17 protein-coding genes and 1 other RNA gene are annotated in these 16,935 nt (G+C 39.0%); 11 read left to right on the top strand and 7 right to left on the bottom strand.

Going from position 1 to position 16,935, the window contains the following annotated elements; all coding sequences use genetic code 11:
- The first annotated feature begins 109 nt into the window (after positions 1-109).
- The 3 genes from ppiD to ACIPUA_RS01550 all read left to right on the top strand — a co-directional run bounded on the left by ppiD (position 110) and on the right by ACIPUA_RS01550 (position 3,121).
- Entirely contained in the window at positions 110-1,981 is a 1,872-nt protein-coding gene (gene ppiD, locus ACIPUA_RS01560; RefSeq protein WP_042846904.1) for a peptidylprolyl isomerase, read from the top strand.
- A gap of 144 nt (positions 1,982-2,125) precedes the next feature.
- Positions 2,126-2,497: a ComEA family DNA-binding protein gene (locus tag ACIPUA_RS01555; protein ID WP_042846902.1), complete on the top strand. Its 372-nt coding sequence runs from the start codon at positions 2,126-2,128 to the stop codon at positions 2,495-2,497.
- Positions 2,498-2,692: 195 nt separating this feature from the next.
- On the top strand, positions 2,693-3,121 hold the full coding sequence (locus ACIPUA_RS01550) for an acyl-CoA thioesterase (RefSeq protein ID WP_129466855.1): 429 nt from the start codon (positions 2,693-2,695) through the stop codon (positions 3,119-3,121).
- Positions 3,122-3,162: 41 nt separating this feature from the next.
- Here ACIPUA_RS01550 and queC read toward each other — a convergent pair whose 3' ends face one another.
- Entirely contained in the window at positions 3,163-3,864 is a 702-nt protein-coding gene (gene queC / locus ACIPUA_RS01545) for a 7-cyano-7-deazaguanine synthase QueC (protein WP_042846900.1), read from the bottom strand.
- 278 nt (positions 3,865-4,142) lie between these two features.
- Between queC and ACIPUA_RS01540 the strand changes: the two genes are divergently transcribed.
- The 5 genes from ACIPUA_RS01540 (at position 4,143) to amtB (ending at position 10,011) form a co-directional block, all read left to right on the top strand.
- On the top strand, positions 4,143-4,604 hold the full coding sequence (locus tag ACIPUA_RS01540) for an Lrp/AsnC family transcriptional regulator (protein ID WP_042846899.1): 462 nt from the start codon (positions 4,143-4,145) through the stop codon (positions 4,602-4,604).
- Positions 4,605-4,679: 75 nt separating this feature from the next.
- Entirely contained in the window at positions 4,680-6,425 is a 1,746-nt protein-coding gene (locus ACIPUA_RS01535; RefSeq protein ID WP_042846897.1) for a SmdA family multidrug ABC transporter permease/ATP-binding protein, read from the top strand.
- Positions 6,422-8,206, top strand: a complete 1,785-nt coding sequence (locus ACIPUA_RS01530) for a SmdB family multidrug efflux ABC transporter permease/ATP-binding protein (RefSeq protein ID WP_042846896.1) — start codon at positions 6,422-6,424, stop codon at positions 8,204-8,206. Before ACIPUA_RS01535 ends, ACIPUA_RS01530 begins: the two co-directional genes overlap by 4 nt.
- Positions 8,207-8,378: 172 nt before the next feature.
- On the top strand, positions 8,379-8,717 hold the full coding sequence (locus tag ACIPUA_RS01525; protein ID WP_042846895.1) for a P-II family nitrogen regulator: 339 nt from the start codon (positions 8,379-8,381) through the stop codon (positions 8,715-8,717).
- On the top strand, positions 8,704-10,011 hold the full coding sequence (gene amtB, locus ACIPUA_RS01520) for an ammonium transporter AmtB (RefSeq protein ID WP_306804624.1): 1,308 nt from the start codon (positions 8,704-8,706) through the stop codon (positions 10,009-10,011). The genes ACIPUA_RS01525 and amtB overlap by 14 nt, the downstream gene beginning before the upstream one ends.
- Positions 10,012-10,151: 140 nt before the next feature.
- Here the strand turns inward: amtB and tesB are convergent, their stop codons facing one another.
- Positions 10,152-11,018: an acyl-CoA thioesterase II gene (gene tesB, locus ACIPUA_RS01515; RefSeq protein WP_042846893.1), complete on the bottom strand. Its 867-nt coding sequence runs from the start codon at positions 11,016-11,018 to the stop codon at positions 10,152-10,154.
- 239 nt (positions 11,019-11,257) lie between these two features.
- Here tesB and ACIPUA_RS01510 point away from each other — a divergent pair, with 239 nt between their 5' ends.
- Entirely contained in the window at positions 11,258-11,716 is a 459-nt protein-coding gene (locus ACIPUA_RS01510) for a YbaY family lipoprotein (protein ID WP_042846892.1), read from the top strand.
- 143 nt (positions 11,717-11,859) lie between these two features.
- Positions 11,860-11,956: signal recognition particle sRNA small type (ffs, locus tag ACIPUA_RS01505), an RNA gene on the top strand.
- Between the two features lie 343 nt (positions 11,957-12,299).
- Here ffs and ACIPUA_RS01500 read toward each other — a convergent pair.
- From ACIPUA_RS01500 to gloB, 4 genes are all read right to left on the bottom strand, one after another.
- On the bottom strand, positions 12,300-12,503 hold the full coding sequence (locus tag ACIPUA_RS01500) for an HHA domain-containing protein (RefSeq protein WP_042846891.1): 204 nt from the start codon (positions 12,501-12,503) through the stop codon (positions 12,300-12,302).
- A 74-nt stretch (positions 12,504-12,577) separates the two neighbouring features.
- The gene (tomB, locus tag ACIPUA_RS01495) at positions 12,578-12,946 is read right to left on the bottom strand and encodes an Hha toxicity modulator TomB (protein WP_042846890.1); all 369 of its coding nucleotides are present in this window, start codon (positions 12,944-12,946) and stop codon (positions 12,578-12,580) included.
- Between the two features lie 529 nt (positions 12,947-13,475).
- Positions 13,476-14,846, bottom strand: a complete 1,371-nt coding sequence (mltD, locus tag ACIPUA_RS01490) for a murein transglycosylase D (RefSeq protein ID WP_048608373.1) — start codon at positions 14,844-14,846, stop codon at positions 13,476-13,478.
- An 81-nt stretch (positions 14,847-14,927) separates the two neighbouring features.
- The gene (gloB, locus tag ACIPUA_RS01485; RefSeq protein WP_042846888.1) at positions 14,928-15,680 is read right to left on the bottom strand and encodes a hydroxyacylglutathione hydrolase; all 753 of its coding nucleotides are present in this window, start codon (positions 15,678-15,680) and stop codon (positions 14,928-14,930) included.
- A gap of 33 nt (positions 15,681-15,713) precedes the next feature.
- Here gloB and ACIPUA_RS01480 point away from each other — a divergent pair, with 33 nt between their 5' ends.
- Positions 15,714-16,448 carry a class I SAM-dependent methyltransferase gene (locus ACIPUA_RS01480; RefSeq protein ID WP_042846887.1) on the top strand — a complete coding sequence of 245 codons (735 nt, stop codon included), beginning with the start codon at positions 15,714-15,716 and terminating at the stop codon, positions 16,446-16,448.
- Here ACIPUA_RS01480 and rnhA read toward each other — a convergent pair.
- On the bottom strand, positions 16,445-16,915 hold the full coding sequence (gene rnhA, locus ACIPUA_RS01475; protein ID WP_042846886.1) for a ribonuclease HI: 471 nt from the start codon (positions 16,913-16,915) through the stop codon (positions 16,445-16,447). The two genes, ACIPUA_RS01480 and rnhA, sit on opposite strands and share 4 nt — an antisense overlap.
- Between the last annotated feature and the right edge of the window lie 20 nt (positions 16,916-16,935).

Genomic DNA, 16,935 nt, shown 5'->3' with positions numbered 1-16,935 from the left:
AGCTAATATATAAGCGCACCATGTAAATGGTGCGCTTTTTTTTCTTTCTGAGTTAAGATTAGCGTATTATCAGGAAATTGAATTCAACAAAGCGGAGTTAAGCCTTTTTATGATGGAAAATTTACGCACAAAGGCAAATAGTCCTTTGCTCAAAATAATACTAGCGCTGATAATCCTTTCATTTGTGTTAGGTGGCGTTATGATGGGCGGCATCGGAGGCAATAGTGCAAATAATGCAGCCGAAGTTAACGGTCAGCCAATTAGCAGGGAACAGTTGCAGCAGGCCTTTCAGCAGGAACGTCAGTCATTGCAAGAATATCTGGGAGATAAATTCTCAGAAGTGGCTAGTAACGAAGAAAGCATGAATTTGCTGCGCCGCCAAGCACTTGATAACTTGATTAACAATGAATTGATTAATCAATATGCTAATGAACTAAACCTGTCAGCAAGCGATCAGCAAATTGAGCAATCTATATTCTCAATGCAAATTTTCCAAACAGATGGTCGATTTGATAGCGAAAAGTACCGTGAGATTTTACAGCGTTACAATATCAATGCAGATAGCTTTGCAGCACAAATTCGCCAAGACCTTACACGCGCACAGTTAGGTAAAACCTTTACCGGTACAGATTTTGCTTTGCCATCTGAGGTTAAAGCATATGCACAACTGTATATGCAAGAACGTGAAATTCGTACGGCAACGTTACCTTTAGCTGATGTTCAAGGTAAACAAACCGTTTCAGACGATGAATTAAAAGCTTATTACGATGCTAACCAAGATAGCTTTATTTCACCTGAAAAAGTGAAAGTAAGCTATGTTGAAATGGATGCGGCATCTATGCCAGCAGCAACAGTATCTGATGAAGATGTGAAAGCATATTATGAGCAAAACCTGAAAAACTATACTCAGGCTGAGCAAAAACAATATAGTATGATCCAAGTAGCTTCAGAAAAAGAAGCAAATGATATCCTAAATGAACTAAAAGCAGGGGCTGATTTTGCTGCCATTGTAGCTGAAAAGTCGACGGATATATTCAGCGCTAAACAAAAAGGTCTTATTGGTTGGATGGAAGCATCATCAACACCAAGTGAGATTGCTGATGCAAAATTAACTGAGAAAGGCCAACTTTCTGCCCCAATCAAGTCACAAAATAACTATATTATTTTCCGCTTAGATGATATTAAGCCAGAATTAACTAAGCCTTTTGAACAAGTTAAAGAAAGTATCAAAAACAGTTTACTGCAAGATAAAAACATCAAACAGTTCTATGACTTACAACAAAAGGTTAGTGAAGCAGCAACAAATGATATGGAATCATTAGTTTCAGTTGAATCTGTTTCAGGTTTGAAATCAATCACAACGGATTGGTTTGACCGCAATAATCCTCCGGCGGCACTTAACTTCCCGAAAGTGATTAACGAGGTATTTAGTGATCGCTTAGTTGATAAAAATGGTTCTAAAGGTATTAACTCAGACGTTATTAACGTAGAAGGTGACCGTGCATTTGTTGTACGTGTTACAGAGTATAAGCCTGAAAACATTGAACCTTTTGACACTGTTAAGCCTGAAATAGAAGCTTTAGTTAAACGTCAAAAAGCAGAAGCAGAACTTAAAGCAACGAGTGAGAAACTACTGGCTGAGCTGAAAGCAGGTAAAGGCGAAGAAGCTCTGAATGCAGCAGGCATTAAATTTACGGATGTTCAAACAGTTTCACGTTTGATGCCACAGACTGCGATTATCAATGCATCAATGGAAATGGCTGAACCGGCTGAAGGTAAACCAAACTATGCCATTGCACGTGATGAATCTGATAATTATGTGATTATTCAGTTAGATAAAGTCACTTTAGGCCAACCAACGGAAGATGAGTTAAAACAGCTGTCACGTGAATACCAAGGGGCGATGAGCTCTGCGGTTAACGAAGCTCTGATGCTTAACTTACGTGAAAATGCAAAAATTGAAGTGTTGAATATGGAATAATTGCGAGAAGCTTCGCAATTTAATTTGCAACATTATAAATGAAAGGTCACCTTTGGGTGGCCTTTCGCATTTAAATAACCCTCTGAAAGATTTCATTGTTTTTCTTTGTCATTGTTACTCCTCAACACACACAGGAGAATCATTATGTTATGGAATACAGTGATGAAACATGGGGCTAATACCGTACTTCTTCTTTCTCTATTAGGGGCTTTTACTTCTTTTTCTTTAGCGAAAAAGATTGAAGCGGAAAAAACCACAACAGCACTTGTGCAAAAAAAAGCGTCAAATGAAAACTCACAACTCATATCTTCAGAGCAATCAGACAAAGTCAATATTAATTCAGCAAGTGTAGATGAGCTAGCACAAAAGCTGAGTGGCATCGGCAAGCAAAAAGCGAAAGCAATTGTTGAATATAGGCAAAAGTATGGGGCTTTTAATTCAATTGAAAATATTCTAGAAGTTCAGGGGATAGGGCCCGCATTTTTAGAGAAAAATAAAGATAAAATTGTACTGTAGTTGAATATTCCCCATACATTGTGGTTCATTCAATTGTATGGGGATACCATTTTAATGGTGGGTAATTGAGCTGTAATATTAATTTATTGTAAATAATTTGGGAGCTAGATCTTATTTCTGGTATTCATTCAGCATATTTTCCGTACATTTGTTATTTTTATGTTATCTAAAATTAAACTGGTCGGAGTAGTTAGAATGACAACACATGTCAAGATCCATGGTTACCATATTGATGTTTTCCAACATGTTAATAATGCACGTTATTTGGAATTTTACGAAGCAGACCGTTGGGAATGGATGAATAAGCGTAATTTCATTAATTGGGCGATAAAAAATAATCTAACTATGGCTGCGGTGAATATTAACGTAAATTATATCCAAGGAGTACTGTTAGGTGATGAGCTTACTGTTGTAACGCGTATGGATAAAATAGGCTCTAAGAGTGCGGTGTGCTATCAGCAAATTATCCGTAATAACGCGGGGGGAGCAGAAGTGGTATCTGACGCTTATGTTACGTTTGTTTTTATCGATAATATAACTAATAAAGCCATTGTTATAGATGATGAGTTACGTGAAAAACTAGCATCGTTCAAATCAGGGACTGATGATTTCATTCAGAACTAGCCTACCTAAAAAGTGGTTAGGCAGGCGTATCTCTGTTCGGTTTAGTTTGTTTTTTGTTGCTGCTGTTTTAGAGAGAGCATGACAGCTTCTTTGTCATCTAAATATTCATGTAAGCCTTTGCTTCGTAGGTGGCATGCAGCACATTCACCACATCCGTCACCTTGAATCCCATTATAGCAAGTGAGTGTTTGCTTCCTAATGGTCTCAAGGTGGCCATAACTGTCGGCAAGAGCCCATGTTTGGGCTTTATTCAGCCACATTAATGGGGTTTCAAAACGTATATTTTTAGCGAGCCCAAGGTCAACCGCGTGGTTAAGGGCTTTGACAAACTCATCTCGGCAATCAGGGTAACCGGAAAAGTCAGTTTCACAAACACCAGTAATGACGGCTTCAGCTTGTACTTGGTAAGCATATATTGCCGCTAATGTGAGAAATAAAATATTACGACCGGGTACAAAAGTACTTGGCAGACTGCTCGATTCGCTTTCTGTAAAATCAGGCACAGGGATATTATCCCGAGTTAAACTACTGATCGCTAACTCATTGAGTAAGGTCACATCTAAAACCTTATGAGCATTGGCACCAAGTGATACACTTAACTTTTGTGCAACTTCGATTTCAAAGCGATGACGCTGCCCGTAATCAAAGGTAACACAATGCACTTCGTCATAGTTTTGTAAGGCCTGAATGAGGCAGGTTGTTGAGTCTTGCCCTCCGCTAAAGACCACCACTGCACGTTTCATAGGGACTCCTTGGTGATATCACGTTGCTTAAAAAGAGTATTAATTCTCTGCTTTCATGTTAGCGACACTGTAATTTAATTAACAGTTCTATTTTTATAAATTTCCATTGATTAGCGTGCTATTTGTACTCTTATTTGGTTATCTGGGTAAAATTCTTCTATAATAATGTCAATTGGTAACATTTTTATTGTTTTTAAATGATGAGATTTTGCTTAATATTGGTAATTCAAATAATAGAAAGATAAAAGAGCATTTCCACCTAAGCCATGAGGGCAATTATGTTAGATAAAATAGACAAAAAACTGCTTTTTTTATTACAAAATGACAGTAGTCTATCTTTAAATACCCTGGCAGAAGCTGTCAATTTAACCTCTACACCATGCTGGAAAAGACTAAAACGACTCGAAGATGATGGTTATATTCGGGGTAGAGTAACGTTATTAGATGGTGAGAAACTTGGGTTAGGTTTAACTGTCATCGTAACAATTAAAACACAGCACCATAATAGTGAATGGTATGAACAGTTTGTGTCTTTCGTGAGTCAACTTCCTGAAGTGCTAATGTTTTATCGCATGGCTGGTGAATATGACTATCTTATGCAGGTAGAAGTTCACGATATGAAATCCTACGATTTGTTTTACAAAAAACTGGTTAATGGGGTACATGGCTTAATTGATGTAACGTCCAGCTTTGCGATGGAAAAAATTAAATATACTACGGTGCTGCCAATCCCCGATTAGCGCAATTTTGTTGGTAAACGACACGAGCGTTTCAGTTATGTATAAATAAATTAACATTATCCAAGGCAGTAATACGTGCGATTATTTTCACAACTAAGTTGGTATTTTTTGAGCGAATGGAAGCGCTATTTTGGCGCAGTTTGCTTTTTAATTATTATTGCAATTCTACAACTGGTTCCGCCGCGCATCGTGGGTGTCGTGGTTGATGGCGTAAGTAAAGATACTATGCCTAAAAAACAGTTGGTGACATATATCTTATTAATGCTGCTTATTGCATTGGTTGTTTATGGCCTGAGGTACGTTTGGCGACTATGGCTATTTGGGGCATCTTATAAGCTGGCAGTTCAATTGCGCCAAAAATTTTATCGACAATTAAGCTTACAAAATCAACAGTTTTATCTTAAATATCGAACTGGGGATCTAATCGCTCGTACAACAAATGATGTGGATCGTGTGGTATTTGCTGCTGGAGAGGGTGTTTTAACGCTAGTAGACTCATTGGTTATGGGGTGTGCAGTATTAATCATGATGAGCGTTGAAATTAGTTGGCAGCTCACATTGCTTGCGCTTATTCCGATGCCGATCATGGCAATGGTTATTAAGCGTTACGGCGATCAGCTCCATCATCGTTTCAAGCACGCTCAAGGTGCGTTTTCATCTTTGAACAATCACGCACAAGAGAGCTTAACCAGTATTCGTATGATCAAAGCGTTTGGCCTTGAAGATCATCAGTCGAATCAATTTGAACAAGTGGCAACGGAAGCGGGGCGTCGTAATATGCATGTTGCGAAAGTCGATGCTCGTTTTGATCCAACAATTTTTTTAGCGATAGGCATGGCAAATTTGCTCGCTATTGGTGGCGGAAGTTGGATGGTGCTAAATGGCACTTTGACTTTAGGTGAGTTAACTAGTTTCGTGATGTATTTAGGGTTGATGATTTGGCCAATGTTAGCCCTTGCTTGGATGTTTAACATTGTCGAACGAGGAAGTGCGGCTTACAGCCGTATCTTAAGTTTATTAAATGAGCCTCTCGTTATTCAAGATGGTTCCCATTCATTACAGCCTGAAAAAGGGCCGTTGGATGTGAACATAATAAGGTTTAGTTACCCAGAAACAACGCGAGTCGCATTACATGATATTCAATTTAACCTGCAACCAGGGCAGTTTTTAGGTATCTGTGGGCCAACGGGGGCGGGGAAATCAACATTGCTGGCATTATTACAACGTCAGTTTGATATCACTGAAGGGGCTATTTGTTATCAAGGGCAGCCCTTGTCTGAAGTATTACTAGATGAATGGCGCGCAAGGCTATCGGTAGTAAACCAATCTCCATTTTTATTTTCAGAAACTGTCGCAGGGAATATTGCTCTAGGAAGACCAGAAGCTAGCCAAGAAGAAATAGAGCAGGCGGCTCGGATTGCTTGTGTACATGATGATATTTTACGTCTGCCTGAGGGGTACTTAACCCAAGTCGGTGAGCGTGGAGTGATGCTTTCTGGAGGGCAAAAGCAACGGATCTCAATAGCACGGGCTATCTTACAAAATGCAGAAATACTTATATTGGATGATGCGCTTTCAGCAGTAGATGGGCAAACAGAGTTTACTATTTTGCAAAATTTAAGCCGCTGGCGACAAGGGCGAACCTTAATTATTAGTGCTCATCGCTTATCTGCATTGGTTGAAGCCGACAATATTATAGTGTTATCCCAAGGAGCTATGGTTATTCAAGGTAGGCATGAGGCGTTAATTAGCCAGACTGGTTGGTATAAAGATATGTATCATTATCAACAAATTGAAGCTGCTTTGGATGGTGATTTATGAGCCAGAAAAAACCACTTTGGCCAGCATTGAAGCGCTTATTATCTTATGGCAAAGCATACCGGGGTACAATGGGAATTGCCATTGCTATGCTATGGTTAGCCGCGATTGCAGAAGTCAGTGGGCCGCTATTGATCAGTTATTTTATTGATAATATGGTCGCGAAAAAGCAAATCATTATGCCATTGACGTTATATATGGCTATTGGCTTTATATTGCTTCAAGTTATTGCTGCGTTATTACATTATTATCAGATTATTTTATTTAACAAAGCATCAGTGGGGGTTGTGCAAACATTACGAACTGATGTGATGAATGCTGCCTTGCGACAGCCACTAAGTGCATTTGATAAACAGCCTGTTGGCCAGCTAATTTCACGAGTGACTAATGATACCGAGGTGATTAAAGACCTGTTTGTCATGGTCGTGCCAACGGTTTTTCGCAGTTTAGCACTGATTTGTGCCATGTTAGTTGCGATGTTTTCATTAGAATGGAGAATGGCATCTATTGCTGTGATGATTTTCCCTGCTGTATTTGTGGTGATGATTGTTTATCAGAGGTTGAGCACACCGATAGTACGTCGTGTTAGGTCTTACCTTGCTGATATTAACAACGGTTTTAATGAAGTGATTAATGGAATGACCGTTATTCAGCAGTTTCTACAGCAAGCAAGGTTCGGGGCAAAAATGCAAGAGGTCAACCAAGACCACTATTTTGCACGGATGAAAGCTTTAAAATTAGATGGTTTGTTACTAAGACCATTACTGAGTTTATTTTCTGCATCAGTATTGTGTGGGTTGTTACTACTGTTTGGGTTTGAAGGAACAACGACGATTGGTGTTGGTGTTTTATATGCATTTATTAATTATTTGGGGCGATTAAACGAACCATTAATTGAATTAACCTCTCAACAATCCATGCTACAGCAAGCGGTTGTATCAGGTGAGCGAGTTTTTGAATTAATGGATAGCCCACAACAGGGTTATGGCGAAAGCCTTGTCCCATTGCAAGGTGGCTCAATTACCATTAACCACCTATCTTTTGCCTATCGTAATGACAAAATAGTGTTGCAAGATATCAACTTACACGTACCTGATAATAATTTTATAGCTTTAGTTGGTCACACAGGAAGTGGTAAAAGTACTATTGCTAATTTAATTATGGGTTATTACCCATGGCAAAAAGGTGAGATCCTATTAGATGGGCGAGATTTAAATTCATTGTCTCACCATGTATTAAGAAATGGTATTGCGATGGTACAGCAAGACCCTGTCGTACTTGCAGCTTCATTTTTTGACAATGTGGCGCTTGGGCGTGATATTAATCAAGAGAAAGTCTGGGATGTTCTTGAAATTGTTCAACTTGCAGAGTTAGTTCGCACTTTACCTGAGGGGTTAGACACAGTATTAGGTGAACAAGGAAATACCTTATCTGTAGGTCAAAGGCAGTTATTAGCGATGGCTAGGGTGCTGGTGGTGACCCCGAAAATTTTAATCCTAGATGAAGCAACTGCAAATATAGATTCAGGGACAGAGCAAGCGATACAAAAAGCGCTTCGAGTGATCCGTCAACATACAACACTGGTGGTGATTGCCCATCGTTTATCAACGATAGTTGATGCCGACCAAGTTGTTGTGTTACATCGTGGTGCAATTGTTGAGCAAGGTCAACATCTACAACTTTTACAACAAAAAGGGCGTTATTATCAAATGTACCAGTTACAACAAGTTGGGGAGTCGTTGAATGCCCTCAGTGATGCTGAAAAGGAAGTTGTAACCAGTTAATTATTCTGCACCATTATAATGCACACCTTAAAACCACTCAGCCGAGTGGTTTTTTATTTTGTCTTTTCTTTTTGATTTTTAAGCAAAAAAACATTTTGGCATAAGTTTTGCTCTGACGTCAGTACTGCTCGCTAAATTGAGTGGGTTATTGGTATGACTTATAGGAGTAAATATGAAATACATCATCGCAATTATTAAGCCATTTAAATTAGATGAGGTTCGAGAAGCGCTATCTGATGTTGGTATTCAAGGGCTTACCATTACTGAAGTTAGGGGGTTTGGGCGGCAAAAAGGGCACGCAGAGTTATATAGAGGAGCTGAATATACTGTTGATTTTTTGCCCAAAGTACGAATGGAAATAGCGGTGTTAGATGAACAGTTAGAGCAGGTCATTGAGACCATTGAGGGTGTTGCTTGTACCGGACAGGTAGGGGACGGAAAAATATTTGTTTTGCCTCTAGAGCAAGCTGTACGGATCCGTACGGGTGAAAAACAAGATGAAGCACTGTAGGAGAATGACGATGCGTAAATGGTTCCTAGTCGTATATATATGGGTATTAATGGGTTTTCCAATGAGTGTGTTTGCTTCGCCAAAAGAAGTCGATAAAGCCGATAATGCTTTTATGATGATAGCTACTGCATTGGTTATTTTTATGATTGTACCGGGTATTGCACTGTTTTATGGTGGGTTATTAAGAAGTAAAAATGTGCTTTCTTTAATGGCGCAAACAACGGTGATCTTTGCATTGGTATCTGTTATTTGGATTGTTTATGGTTATAGTTTGGCTTTTAGTGAAGGAAATGCTTTTTTTGGTGGTTTTAACCAAGTGTTACTTAAAAACATTTCAGTAGAAAGTTTATCCGGTTCAATTCCCCAGTTTGTGCATGTGGCGTTTCAAGGTGCATTTGCATGTTTAACTGTTGCATTAGTTGTTGGCGCATTAGGAGAACGCATTAAATTTTCTGCCATTCTCATTTTTACCGTTATTTGGACTACATTTGCTTACTTACCTATGGCTCACATGGTCTGGGGAGGCGGTATTCTTTCTCAAGATGGTGCGCTTGATTTTGCAGGGGGCACTGTTGTACACATTAATGCCGCTGTTGCAGGTTTAGTTGGTGCTTACTTACTTGGGCATCGAACAGGATTAGGAAAGGAAGCAATTAAACCTCATAACTTACCGATGGTATTTATGGGGACATCTATTTTATTTGTTGGGTGGTTTGGCTTCAATGCAGGGTCGGCGGGAAGTGCAGATGGTATTGCTGCTCTGGCATTTATCAATACGATTGCGGCAGCGGCTGGAGCAATCCTGTCTTGGACATTTGCCGAGTGGATTTTTAGGGATAAGCCCTCATTGTTAGGTGCTTGCTCTGGTTGCTTAGCGGGGTTGGTTGGTGTGACTCCTGCCGCAGGAACTGTCGGGGTTGGTGGGGCGCTAATCATCGGTTTGCTTTCTGGGATCGCCGGCTTATGGGGCGTGGTCATTCTTAAACGTTGGTTAAAAGTAGATGATGTTTGTGATGTTTTTGGTGTTCATGGGGTCTGCGGTATCTTAGGGTGCTTGTTGACAGGGGTATTTACTGCCAGCACATTAGGCGGAAGTGGTTATGCAGAAGGAATTACTATGATGAAACAAGTTGGTATTCAAGCTGTTAGCATTTTAGTCTGTGTGGTTTGGACTGCGATTGTTGCCTTTATTGCTTTTAAGATAGCAGCTAAAACATTCGGTCTAAGAATTACAGTAGAGAAAGAAAGGGAAGGTTTAGATATAACTTCTCATGGTGAAAGTGCTTACAATTAAACAAGTACGGCACGATATGATAATGCTGAAAACAGGATAAATACTGTGTTCTATTCGAATTGATAATGGCAGTTTATTGTTTGCTGCCATTACCTTTTCTTTTTTAGTCTGTAAGTATTCACTTACTTTTTTACTGCGGATTAACGAGGTTGCCTGTGACGTATCACACCTTCTTGAACCGCTGTTGCGACTAGCTCCCCTTGGGGACTATAGATTTGGCCTTTTACAAAACCTCTCCCACCTGATGCCGAAGGGCTTTCTACGGCATATAACAACCAATCATCAATCTTAAATGGGCGATGAAACCACATTGAGTGGTCGATAGTCGCTACTTGTAAGTCGCGTTCCATAAACCCTCGACCGTGTGGCTGTAAAGCGGCAGGTAAAAAGTTATAGTCAGAAGCATAGCCAAGTAAATAGCTATGTAGAGAGGGTAAGTCGGGCAATTGCCCTTTGGCTTTAAACCAAATATAGCGAAATGGCTCCTGAGGTGGTGCATCAAATGGGCTATAAAATTCCACTGGACGGAACTCAAAAGGCGTTGGGCGAAGGGCGTATTTCTTAACTGATTCGGGGAGTTGATCCGCTAAGCGCTGTATAATATCGTCTTGAGAAATTAATTTTTCTGGTGGTGGAACGTCTGGCATTAGGTTTTGATGATTATAGCCTGTTTCCTCAGACTGGAATGAGGCAGTCATAAAGAAGATTGGTTTTCCATTTTGGATAGCACTGACACGTCGGGCGCTGAAGCTTCCACCATCACGCAGTATCTCAACATCGTAGATAATAGGGCGCGAGCTATCACCAGGGCGTAGAAAATAGCTATGGAAAGAGTTAATAGCTCTATCTTCTGGTATGGTTTGCTTCGCAGCATACATAGCTTGTCCGACAACTTGTCCGCCAAAAACTTGTGGTAAACCAAGGTCTTCACTTTGTCCTCGAAAAATACCTTCTTCAATCTTTTCAAGCTCAATTAGGCTAATTAAGTTCTTTAATTCTGGGCTCATAGTTATCTTCGGTTCACTTGGACATAATTAGATATTGGTATTTTCCCATTATTTACTTTAAATAGGTAGGATGATTGTGCGTAGAAAATTTTAATTCACTTAATGTTACATTTTGAAATATTAATTTATTATTTTATTTATATTGGTTATACTTCACCCTATTCCCATATCTAAAAATGATGTGTTTATTTCTCTACCATAAATGTTTTAAATAAAACATAGGCTTACAGGTAATATCTATGAGTTTCTTTCGCCATATAGTTAGCTTATTGGTCGTTTTGACGTTGATTGGCTGTGAAGGGAATAGCACAAAGCCAAGCGCAAAAACACTTAATGCTAAAAGTAGCCACAATAACCAAACGGTTGATTCAGGGAAAATTGAAGGGCGAGTGGTGATTTTGCAAGATTCTGTTTTACCAGAAAGTGCGATTGTCACGGTAACTCTTGCAGATACATCTGTTGTAGATCTGCCTGCATTGATATTATCGCAGAAATATTACAATTCATTGAATAATCGACCGACAATTCCATTTGAGCTAACTTATCTCAAAAATGAAGTTAGACAAGAGGGTACCCTGACCGTCAATGCGACGATTAAAGCTGACGGGAAGCTATTATACATTGCTGATTCTGATGCTGAAGTTATCAATAATGGTATAACTAAAGATGTAGAGTTGCTGATGGTACCAGCGAACTAATTTGATGGCAGCTAATTTTCAGTATTCTATCTCTTATGTTGGTTCTTGTGTAATAAACCAGCACTTGGCTGTGGCTTTCTTGCTATTTTAGTGACTATCAAGCATAATGCCCCTGCTTTGAAAGAAGCAATCAATGGGGGCTCTGTTGGTTCTCCCGCAACGCTAACTTGTTAACTTGGTCAGGTCCGGAAGGAAGCAGCCATAGCAGGGGTCGTGTGTGCCGGGATGTCGCTGGCAGGGCTCCCACCCAATTTATCCCACTGCTTTCATCTAAACTAGAAAAAATCCCCTTATTTTTATATCAAATTAATTGGCTAGTTTTGTGTTCTGTATTTAATTGTATTTATAAATATGAAGTTTATTTTTATTCTTTAAAATAATATCTAATATTAAAATAGAATAAAGTTAAAAATATCGCATTAATTGTTAATTATAATGGTGATAAAAAACAGAAGGCAGGGAAATTAGAAATAAAAAACCTACTAGCACTATATTAGTGCTAAAAATAAAATTGTATTAAGTTCAGCCGATAAGTGGATTTACCGGCTATAACCATTCACTATCTGCGCGTGTTAATACAGTATTATCTAACAAACTTCCATACAGAAGGTGGAATTTTATCGTAGAGCTTATTCATAGTGAGTTCAGCAAGACGATGATCTGCCGCTGAGTAGAATAACTCTAGTTCATCATCAGATAGTTCATACTTGTTTTTTTCAATGACACGCTCAAGTGTTTCAATTGTTGTGCATTTTCTCAAACGCATCAGATAATCAGATTTGGTCATAACGCCCTTTCTTTATATGGAATATAACTTAGTAACATACGATGTTATTGTTTGATTAAAGATAAATAATGATTTTATGTTTTGCTGGTCAGACATTTTAGGTCATCATCCAGCACTGAAACTAGATTTTGATTCATAGTTTCCCAATCTATAATTTCACTTAATGTGATGACTGGGCTACCAAATAAGTCATAAGTCTCATCGAGGTACTCTTCAATTAATGATATAACGAGATTTTCTTTTGGATATTTGATCTTAAATCGCCAGACAAAAGCTGCGATATGTTCAATGAGTTCATTTAGAGCTGCACTTTGTGCAGAGCTTAGATCGTTAATCCAATGTGTGTTGGTTTTTTGCAAACTTAAGATAGCGTCTCTATTGAGACTGTTACATAAGTATTTTAGTTCTGCTATATCATGTCTTTTGGGTGAGTATTCATCCATAATCACCTCCGCGGGCGAATCTGACTTTTGCTATGTGTATTGTTATATCAATAATAATGTCACGTTAACTAATTAAAAGCACCTATGTTCAATATACATATATAAAGCAGTAATATATTGAAAAATATAAAGTTATTGCTAGTTCGTTAAGTTTTCGAAGATTATTAATATTATACATAAGTGACATTCGAACACGGACTGGCAGCTTGGACTAGTTTAGCCACGATATAATAATAGCATTATTATTACATAAGTCACCACCAATCAACTACTTTTTTCATTTTTATTAGTAAGTGACTAAAATAGAGCTATAAATGCTCGACTTAAACTCAATTTTATAAAATGTTTAAATTACGTTTAACCATTTGGTTATTTTAGTACGGCTAATATGAAATGTTTACACAAAAGATGTTATAAAAAGTATTACTCCATTCAGAGTATTTAAATAGTTTAATTTTACCAATGAAATAAGATAATTAAATAAGAAAAAACCTCGACCAAAATTGGGGAGGTTTTTCATGGAGGTAACTTAGAGGTAAAGGTTTAAGGTTACCCCTGGTTTTAAATCAGCCATTTTTACGCCTGAGTTCCAAGTCATTAAATCATTGAGCTTGATACCATGGCGTTTTGCAATACTATAATAGGAATCGCCTTTTCTGACTTTATAGGTTTTCGTTTTACGATTGTTTGCTGCCGATATTGGACTAGAAACTTTTAATGTTTGCCCTGGCATTATCACACTCGCCGTTTTTAACCCATTTAGCTTCTGAATATTTTTGGCTGTGGTATTAAACTTTTTAGCAATACTGGCGACTGATTCCCCTTTACGTACTTTATAAGTCGTAATTTTTGCTCGGTTTTGGCGAGCTGTTGAAATTGCCGTCGGTTGTGCCGTTTTAATTTGTTGATTTTGTATTGCGGCAAGGCGGATGGTTTCTAAAACGTCTTGATCAGATAACGATGTTTTAAATTGCTCCGCTTTTGCTGTTGGTAACATAATATAATGTGGGCCTGTTGGCGATGTGATGCCTCGAGTATAGCCTGAATTATAGGTTTTCACTGATTCTACAGTAAGCCCTGCTAGCTCAGCGGCTTGGGATAGTGTAATTTGCTGGCCTACATCAATTTGAGTTAACGCCCTATTTTTATTACTGGTTGGCAGGTTAACTTGGTACTTTTCTGGTGTTTTCAGCACTTGGCTGAGAGCTAGAATTTTGGGTACGTATTGTTTAGTTTCTTTTGGCAAAGAAAGGGACCAGAAATCAGTCGGCAACCCAGCAGCCTCATTCTTTTTAATAGCATTTAGCACACAACCTTCACCACAATTATACGCAGCTAACGTGAGCTCCCAATCATGGCCAAACATGATATTTAGGTTTTCAAGTAAATCAAATGCAGCTTTAGTTGATGAAACAACATCTCTACGTTCATCAACCCATTGGGTTTGTTTTAGCCCATAAGAACGCGCTGTAATTGGAACGATTTGCCACAGGCCTGCGGCTTTTGCTGGTGAAGTTGCTTTAGGGTTGAAAGAACTTTCAATAATCGGAATTAATGCTAATTCCATCGGCAAGTTACGTTCGTTAATTTCGTCTACGATGAGGTACATATAGGGCTCTGCTCTTAATGCCACATCGTAGACAAAACGTTGTTTGTTTAGGTAACTGTTAGCCATTTCCCTGATTTGTGGGTTATCAGGTATATCCATTTTTAGCTCATCACTGATGTAACCCCAAAGGTCATAATCTACCTTTGGAAGTTGTCTACTTGCTGCTTGGTTGTGAGAGGCAACAGTTTCAATTGTGTGATTGGCTGAAGGTTTGTTCTGCTTAACATTTTTTGGGGCGGTTTGGCATCCTGCCAGCAGAACAATGGCGATAAGTGTCGCGATTTTCTTCATTTTATTCTATTGTTCTTCGTTGCAATGTTTAAAAGTCGAACAATAATACTTATCCCACCCCATGATGACAATCATTAAACTTTAAAATTGATCTTTTAATTGACGTAAAAGGGTAAAAACTGCTCTCAAAGGGGGATTTTGCATATTAATTTCGAGTTTTTTTTGTAATTGTTGATTGTCGCATTGCAAGAAAATATTTATTTTCTTCTCATCTTTCAATAGGGTAGGAACTGTTGCTTGATGTTTGTCACGCATTTGCGTTATTTTTTGTAAATATTGTGTAATCGCTTCATTTTCAGGCCAGATATGGTGAGCAAATTTAAGGTTCGACAAGGTATATTCATGGGCGCAGCATATTAATGTTTCGTCTGGGAGCGCTGCAATTTTTTGAATAGATTGCCACATTTGTTCTGGTGTACCTTCAAAAATACGCCCACAACCAGCTGAAAATAAAGTATCACCGCAAAACAAATAAGGCGCTTGGTAAAAACCAATATGCCCAAGGGTATGCCCAGATAAAGCAATTACTTGGAATTTAAATTGGTTAATAATGACAGTATCACCTTCTTCGACTAATTCTGTTGCACCTTTATTTTCAGTTTCTTTAGGTCCAAAAACAGGTAGCGATGTAAATTTGTTTAAAATGCCTTTTACACCACCGGTATGGTCATTATGGTGGTGAGTTAAGAGGATAGCGACTGGCGTTAAATGTTGTGCGGTAATTATTTCGAGCACAGGCTCTGCCTCCGCAGGGTCAACAATGATACACTGCTGGTTATCAGCTAAAACCCAAATGTAGTTATCATTTAAAGCTGGGACTCGAATTAACTCCATAACGACCTCGATACTTGTTAATAGGGGAATTTCATGAAGCCTGCACGTATTGATAAAAAGCTCCAAATGCCCGTTAGTTGGTGTGATATTCCTTTTGGAGAGCAATACCGGCAGTCTATAGAAAACCAATTAAGGCCTTGGTGGCCAAAGATATTTGGTTTTCATCTCCTTAAGTTAGGCCATTTAAGTACTGAAATCCAGACCCAAGAGTGCCTAATTTCTCATCAGTTCAATGTTGGGAATAATGACCCGCGGTTTAATCTTATTGCTCAACCGGGGGCGTTGCCCTTTACTGAGAAATCAATTGATGCATGCTTAATGGCTCATTGTTTAGCCTATGATAGCGACCCACATTGGCTTCTAAGGGAGGTCGACCGTGTATTAATTGATGATGGGTGGCTAGTTATTTCAGGGTTTAACCCCTTTAGCTTAGCAGGGTTAGCAAAGTTAGTACCTGTTCTACGTAAACGGCAACCTTATTGTAGCCGGTTTTTTCCTGCTTTAAGGGTATTTGATTGGCTAAGTTTATTAAACTATGAAGTTTTATATCATCGTAATTGTCATGTTATCCCTTGGATGAATTCACACAGACGGATTAATAAACATGGCGGTGGTATAGGGGTACTAAGTGTTATTGTGGCGCGAAAACGGACTTATCCGCTCACGCCAACGCCGTTAAAATTTAAGCAGCCGAAAGTTAAAATAGGCACGGCTTTAGGTGCGGCAAAAGAGCTGAGTGAACGCACTAAAGTTAACCATAATCGTTAATCTTGTGCAGGTTGGTAGCCGGTATCTTCTTTGGTTGGAGATGACGCCGCCGCGCGAGCAAGCTCATCGCATTTTTCGTTTTCTGGGTGACCTGCGTGCCCTTTAACCCAGCGCCAGTCGATAGTGTGACGTTGGATAGCTTCATCGAGGCGCTTCCATAAGTCTACATTGACAACGGGAGACTTATCCGCTTTACGCCATTGTCTGCGTTTCCAACCGTGGATCCATTGGGTGATCCCTTGGCGGACGTACTGGCTGTCAGTGGTTAATATGATATCACAAGGCCGTTTCAGTGATTCTAGGGCGACAATAGCCGCAAGTAGTTCCATCCGGTTATTTGTGGTTAAAAAATACCCATCACTCAACGTTTTTTCATGCTGTTGATAACGTAGAACAACACCATATCCCCCCGGGCCAGGGTTACCCAAACAGGAACCGTCCGTGAAAATTTCTACCTGCTTTGTCATTTCTGTTACACTCTATATTA

The sequence above is a fragment of the Providencia sp. AGC89 genome (genome assembly GCF_053543535.1).
The sequence above is the reverse complement of the archived record's forward strand: the minus strand, read 5'-3'. Positions and strand labels throughout refer to the sequence as shown.

Coding starts and splice junctions, on each gene's coding strand:
- ppiD (WP_042846904.1), top strand. CDS start 110: ATGATGGAAAATTTACGCACAAAGGCAAATAGTCCTTTGCTCAAAATA.
- ACIPUA_RS01555 (WP_042846902.1), top strand. CDS start 2,126: ATGTTATGGAATACAGTGATGAAACATGGGGCTAATACCGTACTTCTT.
- ACIPUA_RS01550 (WP_129466855.1), top strand. CDS start 2,693: ATGACAACACATGTCAAGATCCATGGTTACCATATTGATGTTTTCCAA.
- queC (WP_042846900.1), bottom strand. CDS start 3,864: ATGAAACGTGCAGTGGTGGTCTTTAGCGGAGGGCAAGACTCAACAACC.
- ACIPUA_RS01540 (WP_042846899.1), top strand. CDS start 4,143: ATGTTAGATAAAATAGACAAAAAACTGCTTTTTTTATTACAAAATGAC.
- ACIPUA_RS01530 (WP_042846896.1), top strand. CDS start 6,422: ATGAGCCAGAAAAAACCACTTTGGCCAGCATTGAAGCGCTTATTATCT.
- ACIPUA_RS01525 (WP_042846895.1), top strand. CDS start 8,379: ATGAAATACATCATCGCAATTATTAAGCCATTTAAATTAGATGAGGTT.
- amtB (WP_306804624.1), top strand. CDS start 8,704: ATGAAGCACTGTAGGAGAATGACGATGCGTAAATGGTTCCTAGTCGTA.
- tesB (WP_042846893.1), bottom strand. CDS start 11,018: ATGAGCCCAGAATTAAAGAACTTAATTAGCCTAATTGAGCTTGAAAAG.
- ACIPUA_RS01510 (WP_042846892.1), top strand. CDS start 11,258: ATGAGTTTCTTTCGCCATATAGTTAGCTTATTGGTCGTTTTGACGTTG.
- ACIPUA_RS01500 (WP_042846891.1), bottom strand. CDS start 12,503: ATGACCAAATCTGATTATCTGATGCGTTTGAGAAAATGCACAACAATT.
- tomB (WP_042846890.1), bottom strand. CDS start 12,946: ATGGATGAATACTCACCCAAAAGACATGATATAGCAGAACTAAAATAC.
- mltD (WP_048608373.1), bottom strand. CDS start 14,846: ATGAAGAAAATCGCGACACTTATCGCCATTGTTCTGCTGGCAGGATGC.
- gloB (WP_042846888.1), bottom strand. CDS start 15,680: ATGGAGTTAATTCGAGTCCCAGCTTTAAATGATAACTACATTTGGGTT.
- ACIPUA_RS01480 (WP_042846887.1), top strand. CDS start 15,714: ATGAAGCCTGCACGTATTGATAAAAAGCTCCAAATGCCCGTTAGTTGG.
- rnhA (WP_042846886.1), bottom strand. CDS start 16,915: ATGACAAAGCAGGTAGAAATTTTCACGGACGGTTCCTGTTTGGGTAAC.